General features: G+C 53.5%; 25 protein-coding genes and 1 riboswitch. Of the genes, 15 read left to right on the top strand and 10 right to left on the bottom strand.

From position 1 onward, the window contains the following. Positions 1-145: 145 nt before the first annotated feature. The 4 genes from CJ260_RS02155 (at position 146) to CJ260_RS02140 (ending at position 4,070) form a co-directional block, all read left to right on the top strand. Positions 146-571: a YbjN domain-containing protein gene (locus CJ260_RS02155; protein ID WP_095629000.1), complete on the top strand. Its 426-nt coding sequence runs from the start codon at positions 146-148 to the stop codon at positions 569-571. 213 nt (positions 572-784) lie between these two features. Next, positions 785-2,326: an AbgT family transporter gene (locus tag CJ260_RS02150; RefSeq protein WP_095628999.1), complete on the top strand. Its 1,542-nt coding sequence runs from the start codon at positions 785-787 to the stop codon at positions 2,324-2,326. 441 nt (positions 2,327-2,767) lie between these two features. Then, positions 2,768-3,445 carry a DUF3990 domain-containing protein gene (locus CJ260_RS02145; protein ID WP_095628998.1) on the top strand — a complete coding sequence of 226 codons (678 nt, stop codon included), beginning with the start codon at positions 2,768-2,770 and terminating at the stop codon, positions 3,443-3,445. Then, positions 3,426-4,070, top strand: coding sequence for a helix-turn-helix domain-containing protein (locus CJ260_RS02140; RefSeq protein WP_095628997.1), 645 nt, complete (start codon positions 3,426-3,428; stop codon positions 4,068-4,070). Before CJ260_RS02145 ends, CJ260_RS02140 begins: the two co-directional genes overlap by 20 nt. 323 nt (positions 4,071-4,393) lie before the next feature. Here the strand turns inward: CJ260_RS02140 and CJ260_RS02135 are convergent, their stop codons facing one another. From CJ260_RS02135 to rpmH, 10 genes are all read right to left on the bottom strand, one after another. Beyond that, a complete protein-coding gene (locus CJ260_RS02135) occupies positions 4,394-5,662 on the bottom strand; it encodes an OFA family MFS transporter (protein ID WP_095628996.1) in 1,269 nt (422 codons plus the stop codon). A gap of 70 nt (positions 5,663-5,732) precedes the next feature. Continuing rightward, a riboswitch (ZMP/ZTP riboswitch) is annotated at positions 5,733-5,817 on the bottom strand. A gap of 51 nt (positions 5,818-5,868) precedes the next feature. Then, positions 5,869-6,885 carry a D-alanyl-D-alanine carboxypeptidase family protein gene (locus tag CJ260_RS02130; RefSeq protein ID WP_095628995.1) on the bottom strand — a complete coding sequence of 339 codons (1,017 nt, stop codon included), beginning with the start codon at positions 6,883-6,885 and terminating at the stop codon, positions 5,869-5,871. A 36-nt stretch (positions 6,886-6,921) separates the two neighbouring features. Next, on the bottom strand, positions 6,922-7,632 hold the full coding sequence (gene rsmG / locus CJ260_RS02125; protein WP_095628994.1) for a 16S rRNA (guanine(527)-N(7))-methyltransferase RsmG: 711 nt from the start codon (positions 7,630-7,632) through the stop codon (positions 6,922-6,924). Next, positions 7,625-9,505, bottom strand: coding sequence for a tRNA uridine-5-carboxymethylaminomethyl(34) synthesis enzyme MnmG (mnmG, locus tag CJ260_RS02120; RefSeq protein WP_095628993.1), 1,881 nt, complete (start codon positions 9,503-9,505; stop codon positions 7,625-7,627). The genes rsmG and mnmG overlap by 8 nt, the downstream gene beginning before the upstream one ends. A 15-nt stretch (positions 9,506-9,520) precedes the next feature. After that, positions 9,521-10,900, bottom strand: a complete 1,380-nt coding sequence (gene mnmE, locus CJ260_RS02115; RefSeq protein WP_095628992.1) for a tRNA uridine-5-carboxymethylaminomethyl(34) synthesis GTPase MnmE — start codon at positions 10,898-10,900, stop codon at positions 9,521-9,523. Between the two features lie 106 nt (positions 10,901-11,006). Further along, a complete protein-coding gene (jag, locus tag CJ260_RS02110) occupies positions 11,007-11,804 on the bottom strand; it encodes an RNA-binding cell elongation regulator Jag/EloR (protein WP_087477758.1) in 798 nt (265 codons plus the stop codon). Next, positions 11,801-12,463 carry a YidC/Oxa1 family membrane protein insertase gene (locus CJ260_RS02105; RefSeq protein ID WP_095628991.1) on the bottom strand — a complete coding sequence of 221 codons (663 nt, stop codon included), beginning with the start codon at positions 12,461-12,463 and terminating at the stop codon, positions 11,801-11,803. The genes jag and CJ260_RS02105 overlap by 4 nt, the downstream gene beginning before the upstream one ends. 84 nt (positions 12,464-12,547) lie before the next feature. Further along, positions 12,548-12,757 (bottom strand): membrane protein insertion efficiency factor YidD, encoded by a 210-nt coding sequence (yidD, locus tag CJ260_RS02100; RefSeq protein WP_095628990.1) that lies wholly within the window; start codon positions 12,755-12,757, stop codon positions 12,548-12,550. Next, the gene (rnpA, locus tag CJ260_RS02095) at positions 12,754-13,116 is read right to left on the bottom strand and encodes a ribonuclease P protein component (protein ID WP_087477761.1); all 363 of its coding nucleotides are present in this window, start codon (positions 13,114-13,116) and stop codon (positions 12,754-12,756) included. The genes yidD and rnpA overlap by 4 nt, the downstream gene beginning before the upstream one ends. Before the next feature lie 73 nt (positions 13,117-13,189). Beyond that, positions 13,190-13,324 carry a 50S ribosomal protein L34 gene (rpmH, locus tag CJ260_RS02090; protein ID WP_087477762.1) on the bottom strand — a complete coding sequence of 45 codons (135 nt, stop codon included), beginning with the start codon at positions 13,322-13,324 and terminating at the stop codon, positions 13,190-13,192. Positions 13,325-14,040: 716 nt separating this feature from the next. Between rpmH and dnaA the strand changes: the two genes are divergently transcribed. From dnaA to CJ260_RS02035, 11 genes are all read left to right on the top strand, one after another. Further along, positions 14,041-15,507 (top strand): chromosomal replication initiator protein DnaA, encoded by a 1,467-nt coding sequence (gene dnaA, locus CJ260_RS02085; RefSeq protein ID WP_087477820.1) that lies wholly within the window; start codon positions 14,041-14,043, stop codon positions 15,505-15,507. A gap of 225 nt (positions 15,508-15,732) precedes the next feature. Next, positions 15,733-16,848 (top strand): DNA polymerase III subunit beta, encoded by a 1,116-nt coding sequence (gene dnaN, locus CJ260_RS02080; RefSeq protein ID WP_087477763.1) that lies wholly within the window; start codon positions 15,733-15,735, stop codon positions 16,846-16,848. Further along, on the top strand, positions 16,848-17,063 hold the full coding sequence (locus CJ260_RS02075; RefSeq protein ID WP_087477764.1) for an RNA-binding S4 domain-containing protein: 216 nt from the start codon (positions 16,848-16,850) through the stop codon (positions 17,061-17,063). The genes dnaN and CJ260_RS02075 overlap by 1 nt, the downstream gene beginning before the upstream one ends. A gap of 2 nt (positions 17,064-17,065) precedes the next feature. Then, positions 17,066-18,175: a DNA replication/repair protein RecF gene (gene recF / locus CJ260_RS02070; RefSeq protein WP_095628989.1), complete on the top strand. Its 1,110-nt coding sequence runs from the start codon at positions 17,066-17,068 to the stop codon at positions 18,173-18,175. Next, positions 18,156-19,064: a DUF721 domain-containing protein gene (locus CJ260_RS02065; RefSeq protein WP_095628988.1), complete on the top strand. Its 909-nt coding sequence runs from the start codon at positions 18,156-18,158 to the stop codon at positions 19,062-19,064. The genes recF and CJ260_RS02065 overlap by 20 nt, the downstream gene beginning before the upstream one ends. Next, positions 19,057-19,296, top strand: coding sequence for a DUF370 domain-containing protein (locus CJ260_RS02060; protein ID WP_233127862.1), 240 nt, complete (start codon positions 19,057-19,059; stop codon positions 19,294-19,296). Before CJ260_RS02065 ends, CJ260_RS02060 begins: the two co-directional genes overlap by 8 nt. 69 nt (positions 19,297-19,365) lie before the next feature. After that, positions 19,366-21,285, top strand: coding sequence for a DNA topoisomerase (ATP-hydrolyzing) subunit B (gene gyrB, locus CJ260_RS02055; protein WP_095628986.1), 1,920 nt, complete (start codon positions 19,366-19,368; stop codon positions 21,283-21,285). A gap of 12 nt (positions 21,286-21,297) precedes the next feature. Further along, a complete protein-coding gene (locus CJ260_RS02050; RefSeq protein ID WP_095628985.1) occupies positions 21,298-22,458 on the top strand; it encodes a pyridoxal phosphate-dependent aminotransferase in 1,161 nt (386 codons plus the stop codon). Between the two features lie 30 nt (positions 22,459-22,488). Next, positions 22,489-23,247, top strand: a complete 759-nt coding sequence (locus CJ260_RS02045) for a hypothetical protein (RefSeq protein ID WP_087477770.1) — start codon at positions 22,489-22,491, stop codon at positions 23,245-23,247. A gap of 321 nt (positions 23,248-23,568) precedes the next feature. After that, entirely contained in the window at positions 23,569-24,573 is a 1,005-nt protein-coding gene (locus CJ260_RS02040; protein ID WP_158221355.1) for an NAD(P)-dependent oxidoreductase, read from the top strand. A gap of 206 nt (positions 24,574-24,779) precedes the next feature. After that, positions 24,780-26,147 carry a hemolysin family protein gene (locus CJ260_RS02035; RefSeq protein WP_095628983.1) on the top strand — a complete coding sequence of 456 codons (1,368 nt, stop codon included), beginning with the start codon at positions 24,780-24,782 and terminating at the stop codon, positions 26,145-26,147. Positions 26,148-26,238: the final 91 nt, after the last annotated feature.

Below are 26,238 nucleotides of genomic sequence, written 5' to 3'. Positions count from 1 at the left end.
AGTCAATTATGCGCACGAATCATATATTGTGATTTATATCACAGAACAACTGCCAGGGTGGACGCAAATACGGAAGCCAGAAGGCGCAATTTATGATATAATAACGTATAAGCTTACTGATTTTACTACATTAGGAGTGATTGTCATGAATAAAAAAGCCGAAAGCTTCCAGGCATATTTAAAAGAAAAAAATCTGTCCGTCTTTACAGTCGACGAAATCAAGGACGACCCCTTCCATACCGTCGTCTTCCGCTCGCAGCTCAATATCGACGGCAATAACCTGCCGACCATCGTCATCGCCGACGACAGCATTTACGGCATCATCCGCATCTTAGTCGCCCCGAAGGTCCCCGAAGGAAGCGAAGGCCTCGCAAAATTGCTCAACACGTACAACCAGACCTTCAAGGCCTTTAAGTATTACGTTGACAACAAGGGCTCCCTGATCCTGGATATTTCCATCGTCAGCGCCGACGAATCGCTGAACGGCGACCTCGTATACGCCTTGTTCCAGACCGTCATCGAGCACCTGAACGAATCGTATAAGAACATTATGAAAGAAATCTGGAAATAACAATTTGACGTCCCCTGCCGGTAAAGCAGGGGATTTTTTCGATTATATCCCCATTACATTAAAACCATACGAATTTCCTATGGATAGATTAAATACTTTTTCTTGACATGCTGCGTGTAAAGTAATACGCTACTATAGTAAAGTATTACTTTATATCAATAGGGGAATGATAACGTATACCTTTACAGCATAATTACATAGGAGGGGATCCGTATGAAACACACCGCTGCCGCCGTCGCCGTAAGCGACGACACGCGCGGCTCTTTTCTCAAATGGTTGGAACGGGTAGGCAACAAGCTTCCCAATCCAGCTATTCTTTTTTTGATTTTCTTCATGGTGCTGGCCCTTTGCTCTTACGTCCTGCAGCTGGCCGGCGTAACGGCCGTCAATCTCAAGACCAATGAAATCATCCATATCCGCAGCCTCATCAGCGCTGAAGGCTTGGACTGGCTCCTGACGAACCTCATCAAAAACTACATTAATTTCCCGCCCCTGGGCATGATCATCGTCCTGACCTTCGGCCTGGGCGTGGCGTCGGAAACGGGGCTGCTCCAGACGCTCATCCATCACTCCATGCACAATATCCCGCGGAAGTACGTGACCCTGGCCGTCGTCTTCATCAGCCTCATGAGCCATATCGCCTCTGACGCGGCCATCGTCATTATGCCGCCCTTAGCGGCCATGCTGTTTTATTCCATGGGACGCCATCCCTTAGTCGGCTTCGCCTGTTCCCTGGCCGCCATCTATTCGGGATTTACGGCCAACATCCTCATCGTCACGACGGACGTCCTCTTGTCGGGTATTACGACCCAGGCCATCCGTACTATCGACGCGACGATGACTGTCACGCCGATCGATAACTGGTATTTCATGTCCTTCGCCGTATTCTACCTGACGGCCGTGACGACCTTCATTACGGAAAAATTCGTCGAACCGCGCATGGGCGTATATGACCCGGCCCACGCCCAGGAAAATCTGACCATTCCCGACGTGTCGCCGGAGGAAAAAAAGGCCCTGCGCCACACCCTCATCGCCGCCGTCCTGTACTTAGCCGTCGTCTTCCTCATGGCCTTTCCCGACAACGGCCTGCTCCGCAATCCCCAGACCCATTCGCTCCTGGGGTCGCCTCTGCTGCGCGGCGTCATCCCGCTGCTGTGCGGCTTTCTCTTGACCGTCGGCCTGACCTATGGCGTGTCGATCCGTAAAATCAAAAACGCCGACGACATGATACATTGTATGACCAACGCCGTCAAAGGCCTGTCGGGCTTTTTGGTCATGGCCTTTTTCATCGCCCAGTTTATCGCAGCCTTCGCCTGGACCAACATGTCGACGATGATCGCCATGAAAGGGGCTCTGTTCCTGAAAGACGTAGGCATGACCGGCCTGCCGGCTCTCATCTGCTTCATGCTCTTCGGCCAGCTCCTGGGCCTCTTTACATCCAGCGGCTCCGCCGTATGGGCCCTCTTGTCGACGGTCTTCGTCCCCATGTTCATGCTCCTGGGCTATCATCCGGCTTTTATCCAGGCCGCCTTCCGGGCCGGCGACGGCGCGCTGAATACCGTCGCCTTAGTCAACCCGTTCCTGCCCCTGTTCTTGGAAATCATCCGCCGTTACAAAAAAGACAGCGGCATCGGCACCTATTTATCCCTCATGATGCCCTACGCCATGGCTTTCCTGGTCATGTGGTACGCCTTGTTCATCTTCTGGCATCTCACAGGCTGGCCTGTCGGCCCGGGCATTCCGCAGAGACTCTAAGTTGAATTGTTAAACAGACAACAAACAATCAAAATCTTTCCCATTGGACTCACATTCAATGATATCATGCAGGACGACATGGCAATTTGCTATGCCGTCCTGCTTTTTCTTTCCCCTTCAATAGACTGCAAATCACCGTCTTACTTTAATTCTCCGACAAAAATCCACATACTCTGTTTTTCTGTCTCCATCGGCATTTACAATCGCAGAAATATGCTCGGTACTCCTTACATGCTTCGGAATAACCGCCTCGGAAAATTTGCCTATAGTATAGGGGAGCATTTAAAAGGCAGTTTTTTAGAATAAATCATTACATTCTGTATATTGCTTTTTCCAGTCCTATCCCGTCTTTGTTATGCCGTGTCTTTTATTATCGTTTTCCGCATTGACAAAATACTCCTTTAGGAGTATTTTAAATATAAAAAGGGAGATGATGTCCCTATGATCAAAAAACTCTATCATGGTTCTTCAAATATCATTGAGAAGCCTTTATTTGGATACGGTAAGCCTTACAATGACTATGGCCTCGGCTTCTACTGCACCGACAGCCTTGAGATGGCAAAGGAATGGGGAGTCGGCAAGCATCAGGATGGCTATGCCAACTGCTATGAAATCGAGTGCGACGGCCTGCAGATCCTTGAACTGAATGCACCGAAATACTGCATCCTGCATTGGCTTACAGTGCTGCTGCAAAACCGCGAGTTTGATGTTCCTTCTGCTCTGGCATGGGAGGCAAAGGAATATCTGCTTGCCAATTTTTCCGTCGATTACGAAAGCTGCGATGCCATCATTGGATATCGTGCCGACGACAGCTATTTTTCATTTGCACAGGATTTCATAAATGGTACGATTTCTTACCGTCATCTTAATAATGCAATGTATCTGGGTAAGCTCGGCCAGCAGTTCGTTCTCAAAAGCAAGACGGCCTTTGAGCGAATTAAGTTCATCGGCAGCGAGATTGCCGAAAGCAGCGAATGGTATGCAAAAAAAATGCTGCGCGACAAGACCGCCCGCCGCGAATATTTCAGCGTAGAGCGAAACCGCCGTCAGCGCGGCGATTTATATATCATGCAGATTATGGATGAGGAGATGATGCCTGATGATCCACGCTTACGATAAGGTTTATCTTGACAAAGCCCGTACAGCTCTTGGTCGTATGCTGGACTTTGCAGTATACGATCTCAAATATGATATTGCTGAATTTTTCGATCTGTTCATCAAGTCCGGCGTTGCAGAACGCTTTGAAACTGGCGATTTCACTATTATTTCAGGGATGTCCGGTGTGGAAATTGCGTATAAGGTACTTGAGCAGTCCGGCGTGGAAAGAGAACGAATCAAACCGAACTACACCGCCTCTCGAAGCGAGGAATTTTGGACGGGCTGGGCATTAGCATATTATCAGTGGGAAACATCCATGAGCTTTGCAGAAATCGTACAGTATGTTCCCATCAAAGATATACTAGCTCTTTACCAGCCCTATCATGAAATGGATATTCGCCAGTTCGTCGATAAGGTAACTGCGATGTATAAAGCGGCGAAACCGGAAACAAATCTGAAACTTCTGCGGCAGAAAGCCGGATTGAGTCAACGTGAACTTGCAGATTTGTCTAACATCCCAGTGCGTACGATCCAGCAATATGAGCAACGGCAGAAGAATATCAACAAAGCTCAGGCAGAGTATCTTGTCATGCTGGCAAAGGTGCTGTACTGCGAGGTAGGGGACTTGCTGGAAAAAACGGAATAGAGAAATAAAAAAAATCGCGGCCATTCAACACTGTAAATGGTCGCGGCTTTTTGTTTATTCGTCTTGAATTATAATATCCCCGCCATCTATAAGGGACAACAATGTATGCATCATCGCTGGATGATTTTTTTGTTCTATGATAAAACAACAGAATACCATGAGTATCAAAAACGGGATGTACATATGAAGAGCCGATAACGCGCAAATGAACATGCGGTGATCGGCTCTGTTATGTCGTGTTAGACGCAAGTACGCTGATTGCCAATTCTTATTTCTTGCATCTATATATCATAGAGAAGACCCTGATTTTTTATTGCAGAAATCTATTTGACAGACGCTTTTCTCGCCGACCAATAGGCGTCCTGACCAGTGATGCCGTGTCGCGTCTTGTATTTCAGGACGGCCATAACCAGCAGGGACGTGACGAAGAGGGCCGAGAAGACCTGCAGGGTGAGGGAGTAGCTGTTCGTCGTTTCCTTAATCCACGACAGAAGCAGGGGGCCGGCCACGCCGGCGGCCCCCCAGGCTGTGAGGATGCGGCCGTGGATAGCGCTCAGGGCCTTGGTGCCGAACAGGTCGCTGAGGTAGGCCGGCATACAGGAAAAACCGCCGCCGTAGCAGGTAATGATGAGCAGCACGACGATTTGAAAGCTGAAAGCGTTCGTTTCCGTCGACAGCTTGAAGAAGGCCAGGGCCTCGATGAAGAAGAAGAGGACGTACGTATTAGCCCGGCCGATATAATCCGATACGGTCGCCCAGGCGATGCGGCCGGCGCCGTTCAAAAAGCCGATGAGGCCGACCATGGACGCGGCAGCCATGGGCGACATGCCGACGACTTCCTGGGCCATCGGCGAGGCGACGGCCAGGAGGGCGATGCCGCAGGTGATATTGACGAAAAAGAGCCACCAAATCGTATAGAGCTGCCAGGTCTTCATGGCCTCTTTCAGGGAAAACTGCGGCATGGCATCGGCATAGACCGGGCCGGATGGCTTCGCCAGCTCTGTATCGGGACGGGGTATTTCGTCGTCCTTCGGCGGCGCTAAGTACAGGGACGAGGCTGTCATGACGACGAGATACACTGCGCCCAAGATGAGGAAGTTCGTCGCCAGGCCAAAATTAGCGACGAGAAGCTGCATCGCCGGACCGGCGATCATGCTGGCAAAGCCGAAGCCCATGATGGCCAGGCCTGTGGCAAAGCCGCGGTTGTCGGGAAACCATTTGACCAGGGTCGAGACAGGCGTAATATATCCCGTCCCCAGGCCGATGCCGCCGATGACGCCGTAAAACAGATACAGCATCGGCAGGCTGCGGAACTCCATGGCCGCCGCCGTGCCGAACATAGCCGAAACGAAAAATAAAGTCGACACGAGGCCCGACTTGCGGGGGCCGGCCTTTTGGACGAAGCTTCCCAGGCATCCGGCAGACAAACCTAAAAACAAGATAGCCAGCGAAAAGGTCCACGTCGTCTGCTGGAGCGTAAAGCCCATCGATTCCATAATGGGTTTGGTCAAGACGCTCCAGGCGTAGACGCTGCCGATGCAGATATGAATTCCCATGGCGGACAGGGCAATGAGCCAGCGATTTCTCTTCATGATATCGTCTCCTTTGACTTGTCCCGCCGCGGCAATACAAAAAGCCGGCCGGCTGGACAAAGAATAGATGTACTCTTGCCCAGACGGTCGGCGTGTATGTCACCGTGCAGTCCACGTGGTTATTCCACTTCATTCCGTCAGTCCTGCACTGTATAGGTACGTTGTTATGATATGATTATACGGATTTAGAGCATACCTGTCAAGAATTATGCAGATTTTTTCACAGCTGCCGCAGCCATGTCGGCCGTATCGGCGTCCGTTCCGTAAGCTGTTTCCTGCGCGGCTTGACCCTTAGCCTTGGCGTCCGCCGCAGCCTTGGCCTGCTCCATCTGCTGCCGGCCCAATTCGGTCAGCGTCTGACCTGCCGGGGCCTTGCGGATGATGTAGACGTTTTCCAGGGGCTTCAATACGGAAAAGCCGTATTTCATCAGGGCCTGGGCATCGCCGTAGCGGTCTTCCGAATTCATGATAGCCGCGATGACCGTCCGCCCGTTCTGAGTCGCCGAAACGACGAGGCACGGCCCGCCGGCATTCGTCGTGCCGGTTTTAATGCCGTTTGCTCCGGGGAACCCGCTAGTCAGGAATTCGTTCGTCGAAACGCAATGCTTATAGCTGCCGTCGACGTAGGGCATGTCAAAGGTACTGCGCTTGACGATATCCCGGAAGGCCGGCAGCTTCATGCCGTAAGCCCCAATTTTGGCCAGATCCCGGGCCGTCGAATAGTGATTGGCGTCGGGAAGGCCGTGGGGATTGACGAAATGCGTATGGGTCGCACCGAGAGCCGCCGCCTTCGCGTTCATTTTTGCGACGAAGGCATCTTCCGTCGGCTCAACCGTTTCCGCAATGGCCACGGCGGCATCGCAGCCCGACACGAGCATCATGCCCGTCAGGGCGTTGCGCAGGGTAATCTGGTCGCCCTGCTGCAGGCCGAGGACAGAGGCATCGCTTTCGACGCTCAGGGCCTTATCGGTAATGCGAATCGTCTTATCCATGATGCCTTGTCCGTTTTCCAAGGCGACGATACAGGTCATCATCTTCGTCGTACTGCCGGGATATCCTCTCAGGTCAGGCTGTTTGGCGTACAGCTCGTCGCCCGTATCGGCGTCCATGACGTAGGCGGCCTGAGCCGCTACTGCCGGCGATTCCGGATTTTCGGCGAAGGCTATGGAAGATAGGGCTACGCAGGCAGTCAGCGCAGCTAAGATTGTTTTCTTTAAAGACATGATACATGCCTCCCTTGAGCATAAACTTATAGATGATTACAACGGATTTTTAGCGGCCATTTTCGGCTTGCGCGGGTATTTGGCCGGACATTTCTTCGTCTTTTTGATATACAGGACGGCCCGCTTGTCATCCAGCCCCGGCAAATGGACGGGGCGGACTTCCGCCACCGCGCCGCCGAGGATGGACAGGGCCTTTTGGGCTTCGGCCAGCTCTTCCTCGTACTGGGCGCCTTTTAAGGAGATAAATATGCCTTGGCGAGCCGTATAGGGAAGGGCCCATTCGGCCAATATCTGCAGGCGGGCTACAGCCCGGCTGGTCACGATATCGAAGCGTTCCCTGTATTCCTCTTTGTGGGCCATTTCCTCGGCCCGGCCGTGCAGGAAGGAAGCCGGCAAGCCCATCTCTGCCGTCACGCCCTGTAAAAACGTCAGCCGCTTCTGCAGGGAATCGAAAAAGGTCACCTTCAAATCGGGCCGGTAGATGAGCAGGGGCAGGCCGGGAAAGCCGGCTCCCGTGCCGAGATCCAGGACGGAGGCCCCTTCGGGAAACCACGCCGCGTCGTAGCACGACAGGCTGTCTATCATGTGCTTTACGGCTACGTCGGCCGGCTCCGTAAGGGCCGTCAGGTTCATGACCTTATTCGTCTCGACCAGGCGCTCTGCAAACAAGCAGAATCGGTCGATTTGCTCCGCCGTCAGGGCCAGGCCAAAGTCCTTCGCCGCCGCGATGAGTTCGTCTCTAAACATGGCTTTCCTCCCGCTGGCGCTGTTCCAACACGATGAGCAGGGCCGTAATATCCGCTGGCGATACGCCGGAAATGCGGCTGGCCTGCCCTAAGGAGCGGGGCCGTATGGCGTCCAGCTTCTGCCGCGCTTCGCCCGACAGGGTATCGATATCGGCGTATACGATATCTTCCGGCATCAGCTTCTTTTCCAGGCGGTTCATCTTTTCCACCTGTTCCAGCTGGCGGTTGATATATCCCTCGTACTTGACCATGATCTCGATTTCCTCGCATACGTCGTCGGCCAGCTGCGGCAGGGGAAATACCTGGCGCAGCGTATGGTAGGTCACTTCGTTGCGCCGCAGCAAATCGTAGGCCTTGAGGCCGGTACGGACCGGAGCCGTGCCGATAGATGCCAGCTTTTCCTGATTTTCCTTCGTCGGCGTGACGGGCAAGGCCTTCAGCGCCTCCAGTCCCGCTTCGACGGCTTCCTTTTTCTGCATAAAGGCGTCGTACCGTTCCTGCGTGACCAGGCCGATGTCGTAGCCCTTCTGGGTCAGGCGCAGGTCGGCGTTGTCCTGCCGCAGGATGAGGCGGTACTCCGAGCGGCTGGTCATCATGCGGTACGGCTCTTCCGTCCCCTTGGTGACCAAATCGTCGATGAGGACGCCGATATAGGCCTCCGAGCGGGTAAGGATAAAGGGCTCCTTGCCCTGTACCTTGCGGGCCGCGTTGATGCCGGCCATGAGGCCCTGGGCCGCCGCTTCCTCATAGCCGCTGGTGCCGTTAGACTGGCCTGCCGAAAAGAGGCCGCTGATGGCCTTCGTTTCCAGCGACGGCGTCAGCTGCGTCGGGTCCAGGCAGTCGTATTCAATGGCGTAGCCGGGGCGCATGATCCGCACATCTTCCAGGCCGGGAATAGTCCGCAGGAAGGCGTACTGCACGTCGACGGGAAGGCTGGTGCTCATCCCTTGGACGTACATTTCTTCAGTCATTTCGCCTTCGGGCTCGACGAAGAGCTGATGTCGCTTCTTATCGGCAAAGCGGACGATTTTCGATTCGATAGACGGGCAGTAGCGCGGGCCGACGCCCTGGATGACGCCGTTGCACATGGGCGCCCTGTCGAGGTTTTCCCGAATGATGCGGTGCGTTTCCTCATTCGTAAAGGTCAGCCAGCAGCATTCCTTGTTGCGGTTCTTCCGTTCGGACAAAAAGGAAAAGGCGTGGCCCTGCTCGTCGCCTTCCTGCTTCTGCATTTCTTCCGTCCGCAAGGTGCGGCGGTCGACGCGGGCCGGCGTGCCCGTCTTAAAGCGCATAAGCTTGATGCCCGCTGCCAGCAGGGAATCAGACAGGTCTTCTGCAGACCGCTGTCCCATGGGGCCGCCGGAATAGACGCATTCGCCTGTAATGATCTTTCCCTTTAAATAGGTCCCCGTCGCCAGGATGACGCATTTCGCCTTGTACACTTCGCCCATTTCCGTGACGACGCCCGTAACGGCGCCGTTTTCCATCTGGATATCTGTAATCATGAGCTGCTTGACGTCCAGATGTTCCTGATTTTCCAGCACCTGGGTCATGGTCATCTGGTACATCTTCTTATCGGACTGGGCCCGCAGGGAATAGACGGCCGGCCCCTTGCCCGTGTTGAGCATGCGCATTTGGATGCACGTCTTATCCGTATTGATGCCCATTTCGCCGCCCAGCGCATCGATTTCCCGTACGAGGTGGCTCTTGCCGGGGCCGCCTACGGCGGGATTGCAGGGCATGAGGGCGATATTATCTAAATTAAGCGTCGCGACGAGGGTCCGCGCGCCTAACCGCGCGCTGGCCAGGGCCGCTTCGCAGCCTGCATGGCCTGCGCCGACGACGATGACGTCGTATGTATCGACTACAAACATGATTTCACCCTTTTTCTACTTACCTAAACAAAATCTGCTGAATATTTCTTCTATGATGTCGTCGTGGACCGTATCGCCCGTAATAGAACCCAGGAGCTCCCAGGCTTCGCGGATATCGACGATAGCGCAGTCGACGGGCATGCCTGCTTCTATCGTGTCTAGGGCCCGCTGCAGGGCTTCGCGGCTTTGCCGGACCAGCTCGATATGGCGCGTATTGGCCAGCAGGGCGCTCTGGGCCGCCGTCAGCCCCTGCTTCAGGGCCAGCGACAGCATGGCGTCCTTCAATGCTCCCATGCCGGCTCCCGTACTGGCAGAAATCGAAAGGATGGGCAGCCCGTAGGACTGCAGTTCTTCCGTTTCAAAGGCCGGCTGCAAGTCTTCCTTATTCAATACGATCAGGGCCTGCCTGCCTCTGGCCGTTTCCAAAATCTGCCGGTCTTCTTCCTGCAAAGGCCGGGACTGGTCGACGACGACGAGGATAATATCGGCCCGATCCATGTATTCCTTCGCCCGGCGCACGCCGATTTGCTCGACCGTATCGTCAGTACTGCGGATGCCGGCCGTATCGACGAGGCAAATCGGCACGCCCTGTATGGTAATCCACTCTTCGATGACATCCCGCGTCGTGCCCGGCACGTCGGTGACAATGGCCCGTTCCGTTTCCAAAAAGCGGTTGAGCAGACTCGACTTTCCGGCGTTAGGCGTGCCGGCGATAGCCGCCATGACGCCGTCCCGCATCATGCGGCCGCTTTTGGACTCGGCCAGCATATCGTCCAGACGCCGCTCCATCTCCCGGATAGCGCCGGCAATATCGGGCACTTCTATGTCTTCCAGGTCTTCTTCGGGATAATCGACGGTTACTTCCAGCCGCGTGATAAAGTCGGTCAGGTGGAGGCGCATGTCGCCGACGACCCGGGACAGGCGGCCTTCAAGCTGGCTGACGGCGCTGGTCAGGCCCTGGGCGCTCTTGGCCTGAATGACGTCCATGACGGCTTCGGCCTGAGCCAGGTCGATGCGGCCGTTGACGAAGGCCCGCTGGGTAAATTCGCCGGGATTGGCCAGCCGCGCGCCGTGGTGCAGGACCAGTCCTAAGATTTCGCTCAGGGACTGGCGGCCGCCATGGCATTGTATTTCCAGTACGTCCTCCGCCGTATACGAGCGGGGCCCCTTCATGATGAGCAAGATGACTTCGTCCACCGCTTTGCCGTCGTCGTCTACGATCAGGCCGTACTGTATGGACCGATCGCGCCGTTGCGCTAAGGGAAGGGAGGATTTGCTCTGAAAAATCGCGTCGCCTACGTCGTAGGCCTTGCTTCCGCTGATTCGGATGACGCCGATGCCGCTTTCGCCCAGCGGCGTGGCGATGGCGGCTATCGTATCGGTTGTATCGTACACAGTGAACGCTCCTTTCAAAAAAACCGGCGCCGCGGCGCCGGTTTTTACTGTACCAGTGACTCGTCCGCTTTATAGCCGCCGACTCACTGCCGTGTCATATTCAAGCTTATTTTTCGTAATAAATAACCACGTGGCGATACGGGTCCTGACCTTCGCTTTCCGTCCGCACATGGGCTTCGTTCTGAAGCGCGACGTGGATAATCTTTCGTTCGTAGCCATTCATCGGCTCGAGGACGACCTTTTCGCCGCTGCGCTTCACCCGCCCGGCCAGCCGTACGGCCAGCTGCTTCAGCGTTTCTTCGCGGCGCTGGCGGTAATTTTCTACGTCCAGCATGATGAAATGGCGCGTTTCTTCGCCCTGGTTCGTCGTCAAATTCGTCAAATACTGAAGGGCGTCCAGCGTCTGGCCATGCTTGCCGATGAGGATGCCCAGGTTCTTGCCGTGCAGGTGAAGGATGATTTTATCGGATTTAATCATCTTTTCGATCATCACTTCGATGCCCATGTTGCGCAGCACGTCCTGCAGGAAGGCCTTGGCCTTGGCGGCCGCTTCTTCAGCCGTAAAGGTTTCCTCTGCCGGTTCGGCTTCGACGGCAGCCGGTTCTTCGACCGGTTCTTCCGGCGTTTCCGCCGTCACGTCTTCGGCCGGCGCAGCTTCCGCCGCCTTGGGCTCTGCCGGAGGAGCTGCTTTCCGCTCTTCTTCTTCAATATCATAAATCGGAGCATTCTTTCTGGCCTTTTCCGTCAGGCGCACCTTGGCCGGCTTGCTGCCGAAGCCAAGAAAGCCGCTTTTCGGTTCGGCCAGTACTTCGATCGTCACTTCTTCTTCCATCAATCCGAGGCGGACCAGGCCGGAACGGACTGCGTCTTCTATCGTTTTTCCTGTCGCTTCAATGGTTCTCATGCTTTTGCACCCTTTCCCTTATTACGGAACATAATCATCTGCTGGGCCCACTGGAACACGTTGGAAAGGAACCAGTAAATAACCAGGCCGCTGGGGAAGCTCAAGCTGATCCAGCCGATAAACAGCGGCATGATGACGCGCATGATCTTCTGCTGCTTTTCCTGCGCTTCCGAAGCCGCTACCTGCGTGCCCGACATCTGTTTCTGGATGACGTAGGTAGACGCTGCGGATAAAATCGGCATGATATACGTCGGGTCGGCCGCGCCTAAGCTGGGCAGCCATAAAAAGCTTTCGTACGCCGGATCGTAAGGGTAGGAACGAAGGGCGTAAAAAATAGCGATGAGGAAAGGCATCTGAATCAGGATCGGCAGGCAGCCGGACAGGGGATTGACGCCGGTCTGCTTGTACAGCTTCGCCATTTCTTCCTGAAGCTTTTTCTGATTGCCTTTATATTTCTGCTGTAATTCTTTAATCTTCGGCTGCAGGGTCTGCATGCCTTCCATGGAACGAATCTGCTTGGCCGTAAGAGGCGAGAGGGCCAGCTTGATTACCAGCGTCAGGATGATGATGGCCAAACCGTAGCTGGGATATCCGATGCTCTGCGTAAAGGCATAGCAATAATCCATAAACGTGGTCATGATGCCACTGAGAAAATCCATTATTCCACTAAAAAAATCCAATATTCTCAACTCCAGTCAAGGATAAAATACCAGCAGGCAGCCTCTATTTCATCTGCCTGATACTTACGGCACAGGATCATATCCGCCTTTATGAAAGGGATGGCATTTCAAAATGCGCCTGACTGCTAAATAACTCCCCTTCACAGCGCCGTATTTCTGCAGCGCCTCGATGGCGTAAGCAGAACAAGTAGGGTAAAACCGGCAGCACGGCGGTTTTAATGGTGATATACAAAGCTGATAAAACCGTATTAGAATGATGAAACATCTTTTCATGGCATCTCGTTCTTTCGCAATATCCCGGCCTGTCGGAACAGCTGCAGGATGCTTCGTTCCGCCTGGGCGTATCCGGCGTATTTCAGGCTGCTGCGTCCGATAAGCACCAAGTCGACGCCGTTTGCCAGCTCGAACTGATGAAGGCGATATACCTCTTTCATCAGGCGCCGGCAGCGGTTCCGCTCTACGGCGCAGCCGATTTTCTTGCCCGTTACGAAGCCGATGCGGGCCGGCTGCTTAGGCGACCGCTTCAAGACGTACAAGACGGCCAAGCGGTTCACATAGGATTTTCCCCGTCGGTACACAACCTGATATTCCCGATTTTTGCACAGCCTTTTTTCTTTTTTTAACTCATACATACGTTATTGTCCCGAAAATGCCAGAAGAACAGAAAAATTCCTTAGCGGAACTTTTCTGTTCATCTTGTAATAATTACGCGGAGAGTCTCTTTCTGCCTTTCAAACGGCGTCTTTTCAAAACCATGCGGCCGCCTTTGGTTTTCATTCTTTCACGGAAGCCGTGCGTTCTTTTTCTCCACAGCGTATTCGGCTGATATGTCTGTTTCACGATAGGCACCTCCTTTGTCTCAATCAACAGTAGATGAACTTACACCATAACAGCATAATTATATTCAAAAAGGATAGGGCTGTCAATCGTTTTTTCCGGAATCGCGGCGATGATGCCGCATTTGTCATAGGGACAGCGTCGTGAACGTATACCGTTTGTATATGGCGGCACAGGGTGTCGCCGCCCTTTGCTATACTGGAGCTGTCAGAGGGAGGAAATTCTCATGGAAAGATGTTTCCACATGCATTGTGGACAGCATGGCAAGTTATCAACACGTTGTTCACAAAATGTGGACAAGTAGAAAATACCTATAAGCCCAGGTGTATACTAGCGTTTCTCCCTTCTTTCAAATCGAGTTATGCACTATATCCACAATATGGCCGTAAACATATCCCCAATCATCCTTGCGAAGAAGGATTCTGTTTACGGTATGAACAGAGGACGAGAGAGAATGGCATTATGAATTTTTTGACAAATTCAGCTGCTTCTATGTATTTTTCGAGGATTTTGTTGTACAATGTAATCAGATGTGTGGATAAAAAGTTCAGTTATCAACAGGTTGTTCACAATGTGTGGATAAATCAAAATCAGGCCGGAAATTCGATATTTATCGCGTTTCCGCTTTTTTCAGCCTCTAAATGCGCACTTATCCACATTGTGCTGCAACGCACATATCCACAATATTATGCGGGAAGGACTTTGCTATTATGGAATCAATGGATCTAGCTACATTATGGGCGGGAATGCTGGAACAGCTGAAAAAGGTTCTGCCAAAACCGATTTACGAAACGTGGTTCGTCTCGTCCCTCATCCCGACGTCCTACGAAAACGACGTCCTCGTACTGGCGGCGGCGCAGAAATTCGTATGCAATTTCGTCAACAAGAATTATGCCGATCAGCTCAACGAAGCCGCCGAAGCCGTCACGGGGAGGCCTACGACGGTCAAGTTGGAAGATATGAACGCCCCCGCCGCGGAACCGGCAAAGCCAGCGGAAACGGACGATTTATATAAGGACACTCTGTTTTCCGACGAAGACTTGCCGAAAGCGCCGCCAAAGAAAAAGGCGGAGCCCGAGCCGAAGGCCGTCATGGTCAAGGAAGCGAACGAATCGATCTCGCCGCCGCCGGAAGAACCGACGACGGAAGACAACCTCATTCCCAATTATACCTTCGACAATTTCATCGTCGGCAACAGCAACCGCATCGCCTATTCCATCGCCGCCAGCGTGGCGGAAGCGCCGGCCAAGAAATATAATCCCTTATATATATACGGCGGCAGCGGCCTGGGCAAGACCCACCTCATGCACGCCATCGGCCACCAGATTCTGAAAAACTTCCCCCACATGCGCCTGCGCTGCATTACGAGCGAAGACTTCGTCAACGATTTCATCCAGGCCATACAGGATAAAAACACGGAAAACTTCCGCCAGCAGTACCGCAACATCGACGTCCTCCTCGTCGACGATATCCAGTTCTTAGGACAGGGCGACAAGGACAGCTCGAAGGAAGAGTTTTTCCACACCTTCAACAAGCTCTATCAGGGTCAAAAGCAGATGGTATTTACCAGCGACCGGCCGCCCCTGGATATTAAAAGCCTGGAAGACCGCCTGCGCTCGCGCTTCCAGAGCGGCACGGTGACGGGCATCGAGCCGCCGGATCTGGAAACGCGGACGGCGATTCTGCGGACCTGGGCCCAAAAGGAAAAAATCAACATCGACAAGGACGCCATCAACTACATCGCCGCCAACGTCAGCGACAATATCCGCGACCTGTACGGCGCGTACAACAACGTCCTGTCTATGGCTTCCATTGAAAAAAACGACGTGACCTTGTCACTGACGCAGCGGGCCCTGAAATACCTGGTTGCGGAAAAGGAAGAAAAGAAGTACATCACCATCGATGAAATCACCAGTTCGGTCTGCCGGTTTTACAGCGTAAACTACAACGAGCTCATGGGCAAGAAGCGGACGAAAAATATCGCCCTGGCCCGGCAGGTAGCCATGTACTTATGCCGCGAGCTGACGGGGAATACGTACCCTCATATCGGCACGGCCTTCAGCGGCCGCGACCATACGACGGTCATGCACGCCTGCGAAAAAATCACCAAGATGATGAACGACAGCGACACCTTCAAGGAAATGATCGAGCGGCTGAAAGAGAAGATTTTAGACGTGGACAAGTAAGTGCATAGTCTGTAGATAGTTTGTGGACAGCGAAAATTTGCAAAAGAAAAGTGAATTTGTGGATAGGCAGGCATGAATTATACACAGGTTATACACAGCTGTGCATAGCTGAAAATTCAGAGTTTTCCCCAGTTTTCCACACTATCCACACCCTCTACTACTACGACTTCTACTCTTTTAACTTACTTCAATTAAAGAACTAAACGCAGAAAAGGGGATACACCCATGAAACTTATCTTAAAAAAGGAAGATTTAAACAAAGGCCTTCAGACCGTCCAAAAGGTCGCCCAGAATAAAAACAACAACCTGACCTCAGAAAACGGCCTGCTTATCAAGGCCATGAACGACGTAATCGAATTTCAGGCCAACGACTACGATATGGGAATCAAAACCATTGTTCCCGGCATCATCGAAGAAAAAGGCGAAGCCTTCGTTGCCAACCCGTACTTAATGGAGCTGACGCGCAAGCTTCCCAGCGACGAAATCGAAATTACCAAAAAAGACGCCGACACCCAGATGATCATCAAAGGCGGCAAGCTGAAATTTGAATGCCTGACCATGAATCCCAACGACTTCAACGAAGTGGAAATCCTGGAAAACGGCTATTCCCACTTTACGACGACCAGCGTCGTATTAAAGGATCTCATCGACAATACGTCTTACGCCTGCGCGACGGACGTAGCCCGGCCCATCTTTATGGGTACCTATCTGGACGTTCAGGGCGATACCATTTCCATGGTCGCTACGGACACCCACAGGCTGGCGCTGAAGACGGCGCCCCTGGATAGTCCGATTGAAAATCCCCTCCAGGCCGTCATTCCCAGCCGGCTGCTCACGGAAATTTCCCGCCAGCTGCCGACGGACATTCCCGAAGCGGTGGAAATCACGGCGGTCCGCAGCTATTTAGCCATTAAGTTCGGCAACGTCTACATCCGCACCCGCCTGATCGAAGGGGAATTCCCCAACTACCGCCGCGTCATCCCGACGGACTTCCAGTGCAGCATCACCGTCGGCCGCAGCGAATTTACGGGAGCCGTCGAACGGGCCTCCATCGTCGCCAAAGACGCCCAGTACAACGTCATCAACTTCGTATTCGGCGACGGGGAAATTCATCTCATGAGCCAGAATCCCGACTACGGCACCATCGAAGACTACGTAGCCTGCCAAATGACCGGGGAGCCGTTGGAAATTTCCTTTAACGGCAAGTTTATTTTAGATATTTTAAAACACTGCCACGACGACGAAGTCGTGTTAAATACGCGGCAAAACAGCCCCATGCTGGTACAGGATAAAGGGAACGAAGCGAGCGTATTCGTCGTGACGCCGATGAGGACAAAATAATGGAAAAGGTAAAAATTGAAACGGAAATGATACAGCTGGACCAGTTTTTAAAGTGGGCCAGCATCTTGCAGAGCGGCGGCGAAATCCGCTTTTTGCTGGACGAACAGCGGATTTTTGTCAACGGCGAACTGTGCTCGGCAAAGCGGAAAAAGCTTTATGCCGGCGACATCGTAGAAATCAAGGGCATCGGGACGTATGAAATCGTTGGTGCATAAGTATGAATATACAATCTGTACGGCTTCATCAATTCAGAAATTATACACAGGAAACAATAACCTTTCCCAAGTCTATTATCTTATTGTACGGTCAGAATGGACAAGGTAAGACGAATTTGCTGGAAGCCCTGTACCTGGGAGGTATAGGGAAATCCTATAAGGGGATGGCCGACACGGACTTGATTCAATGGGACTGCGGCGAAGGCAGCGTCATCCTGGATTTTGTCCGCAGCGGCGTCGCCCAGCAGATCAAAGTCATCTTATCGAAGACGAGTAAAAAGGAATTATGGGTCAACGAGACGAAGGTCCCACAGAAGGAGCTAGTGGGGACGCTGAACGAAGTCTTGTTTTCCCCGGAAGACCTGCAGCTGATCAAGGGCAGCCCGTCCTTGCGGCGGCGGTTTATGGATATGGAAATATCTCAGGTCAACCCGGCCTACTACCGCCTGCTGCTGCAGTATAACCGGGCCGTATCGCAGCGGAACCTGCTGCTGAAGCAGATGAAGTACGAAGGAAGGGCGTCGCTGGAGGAATGGGACCGGCAGATCGCTTCCTTTGCCGCGGCGATCGTGCGGCGGCGCCTCGACGCCCTGCGGAAGATGAGCTTTCTGGCCGGTGTCATTCACCGCCGCCTGACGGGCGGCTCGGAGCTGCTGACGATGGATTACGTACAGCCCTACGGCGACGGGGCGGGAGGCATTACCGACGCTCAGCGGTACTACGACCTGCTGCAGGAGCACCGGCAGGACGACATATACCGCATGTCCACGTCGATAGGACCTCATCGGGACGACCTGGCCTTGGCCGTAGGCGGAGCCGATTTAAAAAAATACGGCTCCCAGGGGCAGCAGCGGACGGCCGTGCTGGCCCTCAAGCTGTCGGAGCTGGAATATATGAAGTCCGAGACGGGCGAGTATCCCGTCCTGCTGCTGGACGACGTGATGAGCGAGCTCGACGCCGGCCGCCGTCAGGCCCTGCTGGATTTTGTGCGCGGCCGGATACAGACCTTTATTACGACGACAGAGCCGCTGATTTTCGAATCCATGGCTGGCTGCTGTCATATCTGCATCGCGCAGGGAAAGGTAATATCCCATGGAGGAACGGAATCATAAGATGGAGAAGGCCGGCCTTTCCATTCCCAAAATATTGGAACGGAACCGGCTTCTCGTCCCCTATAAGCTGTATCAGGCGAAGCTGGACTGGAAGACCATCGTCGGCCCTCAAATTGCCAAATACTCCTATATTCAGGGCTTCGACGAGTCCGTCGTACAGGTAGCCGTGCTGAATTCCGTATGGATGAACCAGCTGTTCATGTACAAGAAAAAGATCATTGAGGCCATCAACGAGTATATCAAGGAACCCTTCGTCACGGACATCCGTTTCGTGCGGAGCGGCCGAAAGCCCCCAGCCGTTACGTACGCCAATACTGCAGGGGAAGAAGAGGAAGGCTTTGCTGTACGCGTGGGGAACGCGCGGCTTTCGGAAGAAACGGTGCGGCGCATCCGGCAGGAGACGGCGGCCCTTCCCGAGGCCATCCAGGAAAAAATGGCCCAGCTGCGCTTCGCCCAGGCGAAACGGCAGACGGCGTACCAGGCAGCAGGAGTCCGGCAGTGCCCGTCGTGCGGGCGGTGGCTGGAAAAGGGCGAGGAGCTGTGCTTTATCTGCCGGCTCCGGGCCCGTCAGGAAAAGAAAAAAGCCGTCTATGCCACGGTTATGGACATGCCCTGGCTGACGCTGGACGAATTGAAGGCCTACGGCATGATCGGAGACGAGGGACGGCTGTACGAGGAATTGTACAACGAGGTGCGGCGCGAGTGCATTTATAAATACATGGAGCGCATTTACCACGGCTGCGATACGCCGGAAGACGATATGATGCTGGCCCTGCTGATTACGCGGCGGAATCCGACGGAGATGACCGACGCGTTTATTCGCAATTTAACGGAAAAATACAGGAGAAAAAGCGATGTATCTTCACATAGGCGGACAGAAAATGATTGATATACGCCGCATTGTCGCGATGTTCAAGGCCCATCCGCGAAAGATGAACAAGTCGAACCCGCTGCGGCAGTATTACCGCCCCCTCGTGCTGCTCGACGGCATAGATGAAGGGCAGATTCGCTGCTACATCGTAACGGAGGAATGCATTTACGCTTCGCCCATTACGCTGGAAACGATTATCGGGCGGTACAAGCGGCTGTTTTCGTCAAAGGGGCCCGTGCAGCGATTGTAAACTAGCTATCCCAGGGGGATTTGCTGTATAATAAGATGTTAAGTATGTTTGAAGAGGAGGAATTGCTGCATGCCGCAAGATAAAAAAGTAAATTATGGCGCGGAACAGATTCAGGTCCTGGAAGGCCTGGAAGCCGTTCGCAAGCGTCCTGGTATGTATATAGGGAGCACGTCTCTGCGCGGTCTCCATCATTTAGTATATGAAGTCGTCGACAACAGTATCGACGAAGCGCTGGCAGGATACTGCACGCACATTGAAGTGACGATTGAAGCTGACAACAGCATTACCGTCGTCGACAACGGCCGCGGCATTCCCGTAGCCATGCATAAGATCGGCAAGCCTGCCGTCGAAGTCGTACTGACGGTGCTTCACGCCGGCGGCAAATTCGGCGGCGACGGCTATCCTATTTCCGGCGGCCTGCACGGCGTCGGCATATCCGTCGTCAACGCCCTGAGCCTGTGGACGAAGGTCGAAGTCAAGCGCGACGGGTATTTGTGGAACATCTCCTTTGCCCGGGGCCTGACGGCGGAACCGCTGAAAAAAATTCGTCCCATGGAACGGGGCGAAGAAACGGGCACCAAGGTAAGCTTTAAGCCCGACGCGGACATTTTCCCCGACACGACCTATGATTTTGACACGCTGAAGACGCGTCTCCGCGAGCTGGCCTTCCTGAACAAGGGCCTGCATATTACCCTGACGGATAAGCGCGGCGAAGGGCGCAGCGAAGTCTACTGCTACGAAGGGGGCCTGACGTCCTTCGTAGAATTTCTGAACGAAAACAAGGAAGCCGTCAACCCGACGGTCATTACGCTGGAAGGCGAAAAGAACAAGGTCCTCGTGGACATCGCCATGCAGTATAACGACGGCTACAGCGAAAATATCCTGACCTTCGTCAACGACATCTTTACAGAAGAAGGGGGCACTCACCTGAGCGGCTTCCGTTCCGGCCTGACCCGCACGATCAACGACTACGGCCGTACGGCGGGACTGCTGAAGGACAAGGAAGAAAACTTATCCGGCGAAGACGTGCGCGAAGGCCTGACGGCTATCGTCAGCGTCAAGGTACGGGAACCGCAGTTCGAAGGGCAGACGAAGACGAAGCTGGGCAACAGCGAGGTCAAGGGGATCGTCGACAACATCGTGTCCGACGGATTGAAGGAATTTTTCGAAGAACATCCCGGCGAAGCCAAGTCCATTGTCAATAAGGCGATTTCCGCAGCCAGAGCCCGCCAGGCCGCCCGCCACGCCCGCGACCTGACGCGCCGTAAAAACGCCCTGGAAATCAGCAGCTTGCCGGGCAAACTGGCCGACTGCTCGGAAAAGAACGCCGCCATGACGGAAATCTACCTGGTCGAAGGCGATTCGGCCGGCGGCTCGGCCAAACAGGGCCGGGACCGGAAATTCCAGGCCATCTTACCGCTCCGCGGCAAGATCATCAACGTCGAAAAGGCCCGTCTGGACAAGATCCTGGCCAACGAAGAAATCCGCTCCATGATTACGGCCTTCGGCACGGGCATCGGCGAAGAATTCGACATCAGCAAGCGGCGCTACGATAAGATCATCATCATGACCGATGCCGACGTCGACGGAGCCCATATCCGCACGCTCCTGCTGACGTTCTTCTACCGCTTTATGAAGCCTCTCATTACGGAAGGCCATATATACATCGCCCAGCCGCCCCTGTATCAGGTGCGCAAGGGCAAACAGGTCTGGTATTACTACACGGACGAAGCGATGAACGCCAAGCTCGACGAGCTGGGCCGCGACAGCAGCGTCGTCGTCCAGCGCTATAAGGGCCTCGGCGAAATGAATCCGGAGCAGCTCTGGGAAACGACGATGGACCCCCAGAACCGCACGATGCTCCAGGTCCACCTGGAAGACGCCGTAGAAGCGGACCGCATTTTTTCCGTCCTCATGGGCGACAAGGTCGAACCGCGCCGTCAATTCATTCAGGAAAACGCCAAGAAGGTGCGGAATCTGGACTTATAGGAGGATGTGTCTATGCCGAACATATCGAAACGAATTTCCTTGTTTTCCGAATCGGCCATTGCCAGAATCTCCCACATGGCCGAAAGGTACGAGGCGATTAATTTATCGGAAGGCTTTCCCGATTTTCCCCCGCCGGAAGCCCTGCGGAACCGCCTGAAGGATATAGCCTCTCAGGGGCCGCACCAATACAGTATAGACAGCGGCGCACAGAACCTGCGGCAGGCCTTGGCGAACTACCGCCGGACCTTCGCCGGCCAGACGCTGGACCCGGAACAGGAAGTCGTCGTCACCTGCGGCGGCACGGAAGCCCTGATGACGACGATGATGGCCCTCGTCGACCCGGGCGATAAGGTCGTCGTATTTTCGCCCTTTTACGAAGCCTACGGCACGGACGTGCTGCTGGCCGGCGGCGATCCCATTTACGTGCCTCTCCGCCAGCCGGACTTCACCTTCGACGCCGACGTGCTGGAAGACGCCTTCCGGCAGCGTCCGAAGGCGATCATCCTCTGCAATCCGTCCAATCCCTGCGGAAAGGTATTTTCTAAGGCCGAGCTGGAAATCATCGCCGGCCTGGTGCAGAAATACGATGCCTTCGCCATCGTCGATGAAGTATACGAGCACATCGTGTACAAGCCGACGGAATATACGTACTTCTCCAATTTGCCGGGCATGTACGAACGGACCATATCTTGCGGTTCCTTGTCGAAGACCTATTCGATTACGGGATGGCGCGTCGGCTACATCTTCGCGCCGCCTCATCTGGCCGCGGCGCTGCGGCAGCTCCACATGTTCATGACCATCAGCGCGCCGAGCCCGCTCCAGGAAGCGGCTGTGACCAGCCTCGGCTTCGACCGGTCCTATTACGAAGGGCTGCGGGAAGTATATACGAAGAAGCGCGACATCGTCATGAAGGGCCTCGACGCCATCGGCATTCCCCACAACGTGCCTCAGGGGGCCTTTTACATGCTGATGGATATTTCGGAATACGGCTACGACGACGATACGGCCTTCTGCGAGGACTTGATCCGGAAACTGGGCGTAGCCCTCGTGCCCGGCTCGACCTTTTTCCACGAAGACGTACACAACCTCGTCCGCCTTCAATTTGCCGTCAAGGACGAAACGCTCTATGAAGCGCTGAACCGTCTGGAAGGCATTCATTGCATGAAACGGTAATTCTATGCTTCGTTAAAGGAGGGATTTTGTATGAAATGGCCTGCGTTAGTACTCAGCGTATTGTGCTGCTTAGGCAGCTTCTCCGCCTTTGCCGCCGCGCCGGCAGGGGCAGCCGTACAGATCGACCCGTCGGTCCGTATGGAAACATTGGACGACTATTACATTACGAAGGGCAGTACGTATGATAAGATTACAGCCCTTCTGCAAAATCTTCCTTCTGAGGCGTCGGGCCTTTCGGGAGACTATTATTTCCGAATTGAAAAGAAGCTGACTCACGACTATTTTTATCACGTCAAAGCCTACGATACGAATACGCACGTTCAGAAGGGAAATTATTTCTTCGCCAAGGATGAAAGCTGCGTATGGCGTCTCGACCCGACAGGCGACGCGGTGATGATTTACGGCAGCGCGGAAAATCTTCTGAAAAAGACGGAAATCGTCGTCTATCCTAAGAAAATCGCCTTGGGCAGCTACGGCATCATCCGGGTTCACGTGCCGGGCATGCTCCCCTACGACATCAAGCTGACCAGCTTGAACGCCAACGTGGCGCAAATCTCCGATAAGATGAATATCGTCCCCGTCAGCGCCGGCAAGACGGACATCGTCGTCGACTTGAAGATCGGCTCGGCGACGCGCACCTTTACAGAAACCGTCTCCATTATCGATACGGCCGACGACGGCCGCGACAGAGGCATGAGCCCCTCCGTCGGCATTGGTATCGGCGTAGGATGGGGCAGCGGCTGGCATCATGGCGGCGGCATCGGCATCGGTGTGGGCCCCTGGTGGTAATGGTGGTAAGAGTTATATCATATGCATAGGCACAGAGCGGAATACCCATTGTATTCCGCTTTGTTTTTATATACTATAAGAAAAAAAGTTTGCCCATCTTCTGATCATAATAACAAAAAGACAATATTGAATGTATTTCTATATGATTTATGTATAAAAGCAAAGAGAATTGAAATACGTATGAGAATTTGAAACGATGCCTTTCTTGTGATATAACGAAAAGGAACCTGTCTAATACCATATCATATGATACGACGGCGTATGAAATCTATTGGTATATCGTATTTCAATGCGCTGTTTGGCAGAAAGGACGTGAATGCTATGAGAGTGGGAATTTTCAGCAATGTCAGAGGCGGCGCAGCCAGATTTGCGCCGTATGTACGCCTTGGATGCGACGATATAGAGTTAATCGGCCTGCCTTGCGAAGCGGCGTTGGATACGATAGAAACGGTTAAGAAGGCGAAGTGCGAAGGCCTTATTTATTACAGTGATCATAAGGAAGATGAACCCTTTTATAAGGCTCTGGCCGAGAGCGGCGTCAAATACGTCGTGACATGCAGCGCCGGTTACGATCATCTCAATATAGAGGCGATGAAAAGGTACGGCATCAAAGGGGCCAATGTGCCGAGATATTCGCCCAACGCCATATCAGAACACACGGTGATGATCGTGCTGGCCCTTCTTCGCAAGCTGCGGACGCAGATACTGCGTGTAGAACATGGCAATTTTACTACGACAGGATTGCAAGGGCGGGAACTTCGCAATATGGTCGTAGGCATCGTCGGCGCCGGCCGTATCGGATATACGACGATACAGTGTTTGAGCGGGTTTCATCCTAAAGCTATCCTGGCTTACGATATTTACGAGAACAATGACGTACGCCAGTATGCATCCTATGTGACGCTGGACGAATTATACGCTAAGGCCGACGTGATCATTTTCCATTGCGCCTATACGAAAGAGAATTACCATATGGTAAACGACGAGGCCATTCAGGCTATGAAAGACGGCGTCGTCCTTGTCAACAGCGCCCGAGGCCCTTTATTTGACACGCAGTCCGTACTGCGGGGCCTTCACAGCGGTAAGATTGGCGCGTTAGGAATCGACGTGATCGAAGGAGAAGGAGCGCTGCGAAAATCGTCGGGATCTCAAAAAGACGTCGCTTCCGATATTAGAAAACTGCTGTCTTACGAAAACGTCATATTTACGGCTCATACGGCTTTCTATACGGATCAGGCTGATTATAATTTATGCGAAACGACGATTCAGAATCTGCGCCAGTATGCCCAGACCGGATCGTGCGACAACGAATTGATACGTGAATAAAGTCGGCCTATGTCTGCGTACTTTGCAAGTCACGATGACGGCCGGGCAAGGTATCGGGCCGTTATTCGGCAGCATTTCAGCGGAATATTTCGGCATGAGGCCTTCCTTGTGTCCCATGCTGTGCTGCGCTTGTAGGAATGGGAAAAACACGATATAATATAAACTAAAAAATTATTTTTTGCGTATTAAAGGAGACGTGATTTGTTTTGGAAGTTTCCCTAGGGAAAGAGTGCATCGTCATATTATTGCTGATTTTTGGCAACGGCGTATTTTCGCTGCTGGAAATGTCCATCGTCAGCTGCCATCAGCCGCGGCTGGAGGCCATGGCCGAAGAGGGCAGCAAGTCGGCGAAAATCGTCCTGAAGCTGCGGGAAAACCCGAATAAGATGTTTTCGGCCGTACAGTTCGGCATCACCCTGATGGGCCTGCTGACGGGCGTATACGGCGGTACGGAAATGGCCGGCCCCATGTCGCAGTACGTGGCCATGATCCCCGGCCTGGAGCCCTATGCCTACAGCGTCAGCCTGACGACTATCGTCGCCGTCATTACCTATTTGACCATCATTTTAGGGGAAATCGTGCCGAAGCGCATCGCCATCAACAAGCCTGAAGCCATCGCCTGCTTTCTGGCCCGGCCGATGCTGTATTTCTGTACGGTCAGTACGCCCCTCATTTGGTTTCTGTCGGCTTCGACGGCCTTGGTGACGAAGGTCATCGGCATGGGCAAGCCGGAGGTGCAGCCCGTAACGGAAGAGGAAATCAAAATCCTTCTGGAGCAGGGCGCAGAGCTGGGCGCTTTCGAAAAGGAAGAGCCCGAGCTGGTAGACCGCGTATTCCGCCTGGCCGATATGAACGTCAGCGATATTATGACCAACCGCACCCAGGTTGACTGGATTGACGTAGAAGATCCCGACGAGACGATTATGAATGAAATGATCGCCTTCAATCACATCCACCTGCCCGTCGGCAGGGGCTCGCTCGACGAATTTCTCGGCATGGTTTCGGTCAACATGGTCTTCCAAAAATATTACGACGCCGTCCATTCTGGGAAAACCGTGACCATGAAATCCCTCGTCGAATCGAGCGTCCAGAAGCCAGTCTTCGTGCCCGAATCGATGGATATCATGAAGGTCGTGCCGGTTTTCCGCGAGCACAGCGTCCACGAAGCGGCCGTCCTCGACGAATACGGCAACTTCAGCGGCCTGCTGACCCTCCACGACATCTTGGAAGAGCTCGTAGGCAGCATGCCATCAGGCGAAAAGGAAAAGAAGGAAAACGACAACCGCATCGTCCAGCGCGGCCCCAACGAATGGCTCATGGAGGGTCTGCTGACCATCGAAGAATTCAAGGATTTCTTCGAGCTGGAAGATGACCTGCCCGGCGAAGAAGACGACCTGTACAAGACCCTGGCCGGCTTCGTCACCTACGGCGTAGGCCGCATTCCTAAGGAAACGGATACGTACGTCTGGAACGAATTTACCTTTGAAGTCATGGATATGGACAACCTCCGCGTCGACAAAATCCTCGTCACGCGGCAGGAAGCAGAAAAAAAATCGGAAGAAGACGAAGAATAAAATACATAGACAAACAGCGGCAGGAACGCATTCCTGCCGCTGTTTTAACGTTATAAAATCATCCATGTTTTTAATAGGTATAGAGAGGTTT

It is taken from the genome of Megasphaera sp. ASD88 (assembly GCF_002287425.1).
Classification (GTDB): Bacteria; Bacillota; Negativicutes; order Veillonellales; family Megasphaeraceae; genus Megasphaera; species Megasphaera stantonii.
This window is presented reverse-complemented; position numbering and strand designations above follow the sequence as displayed.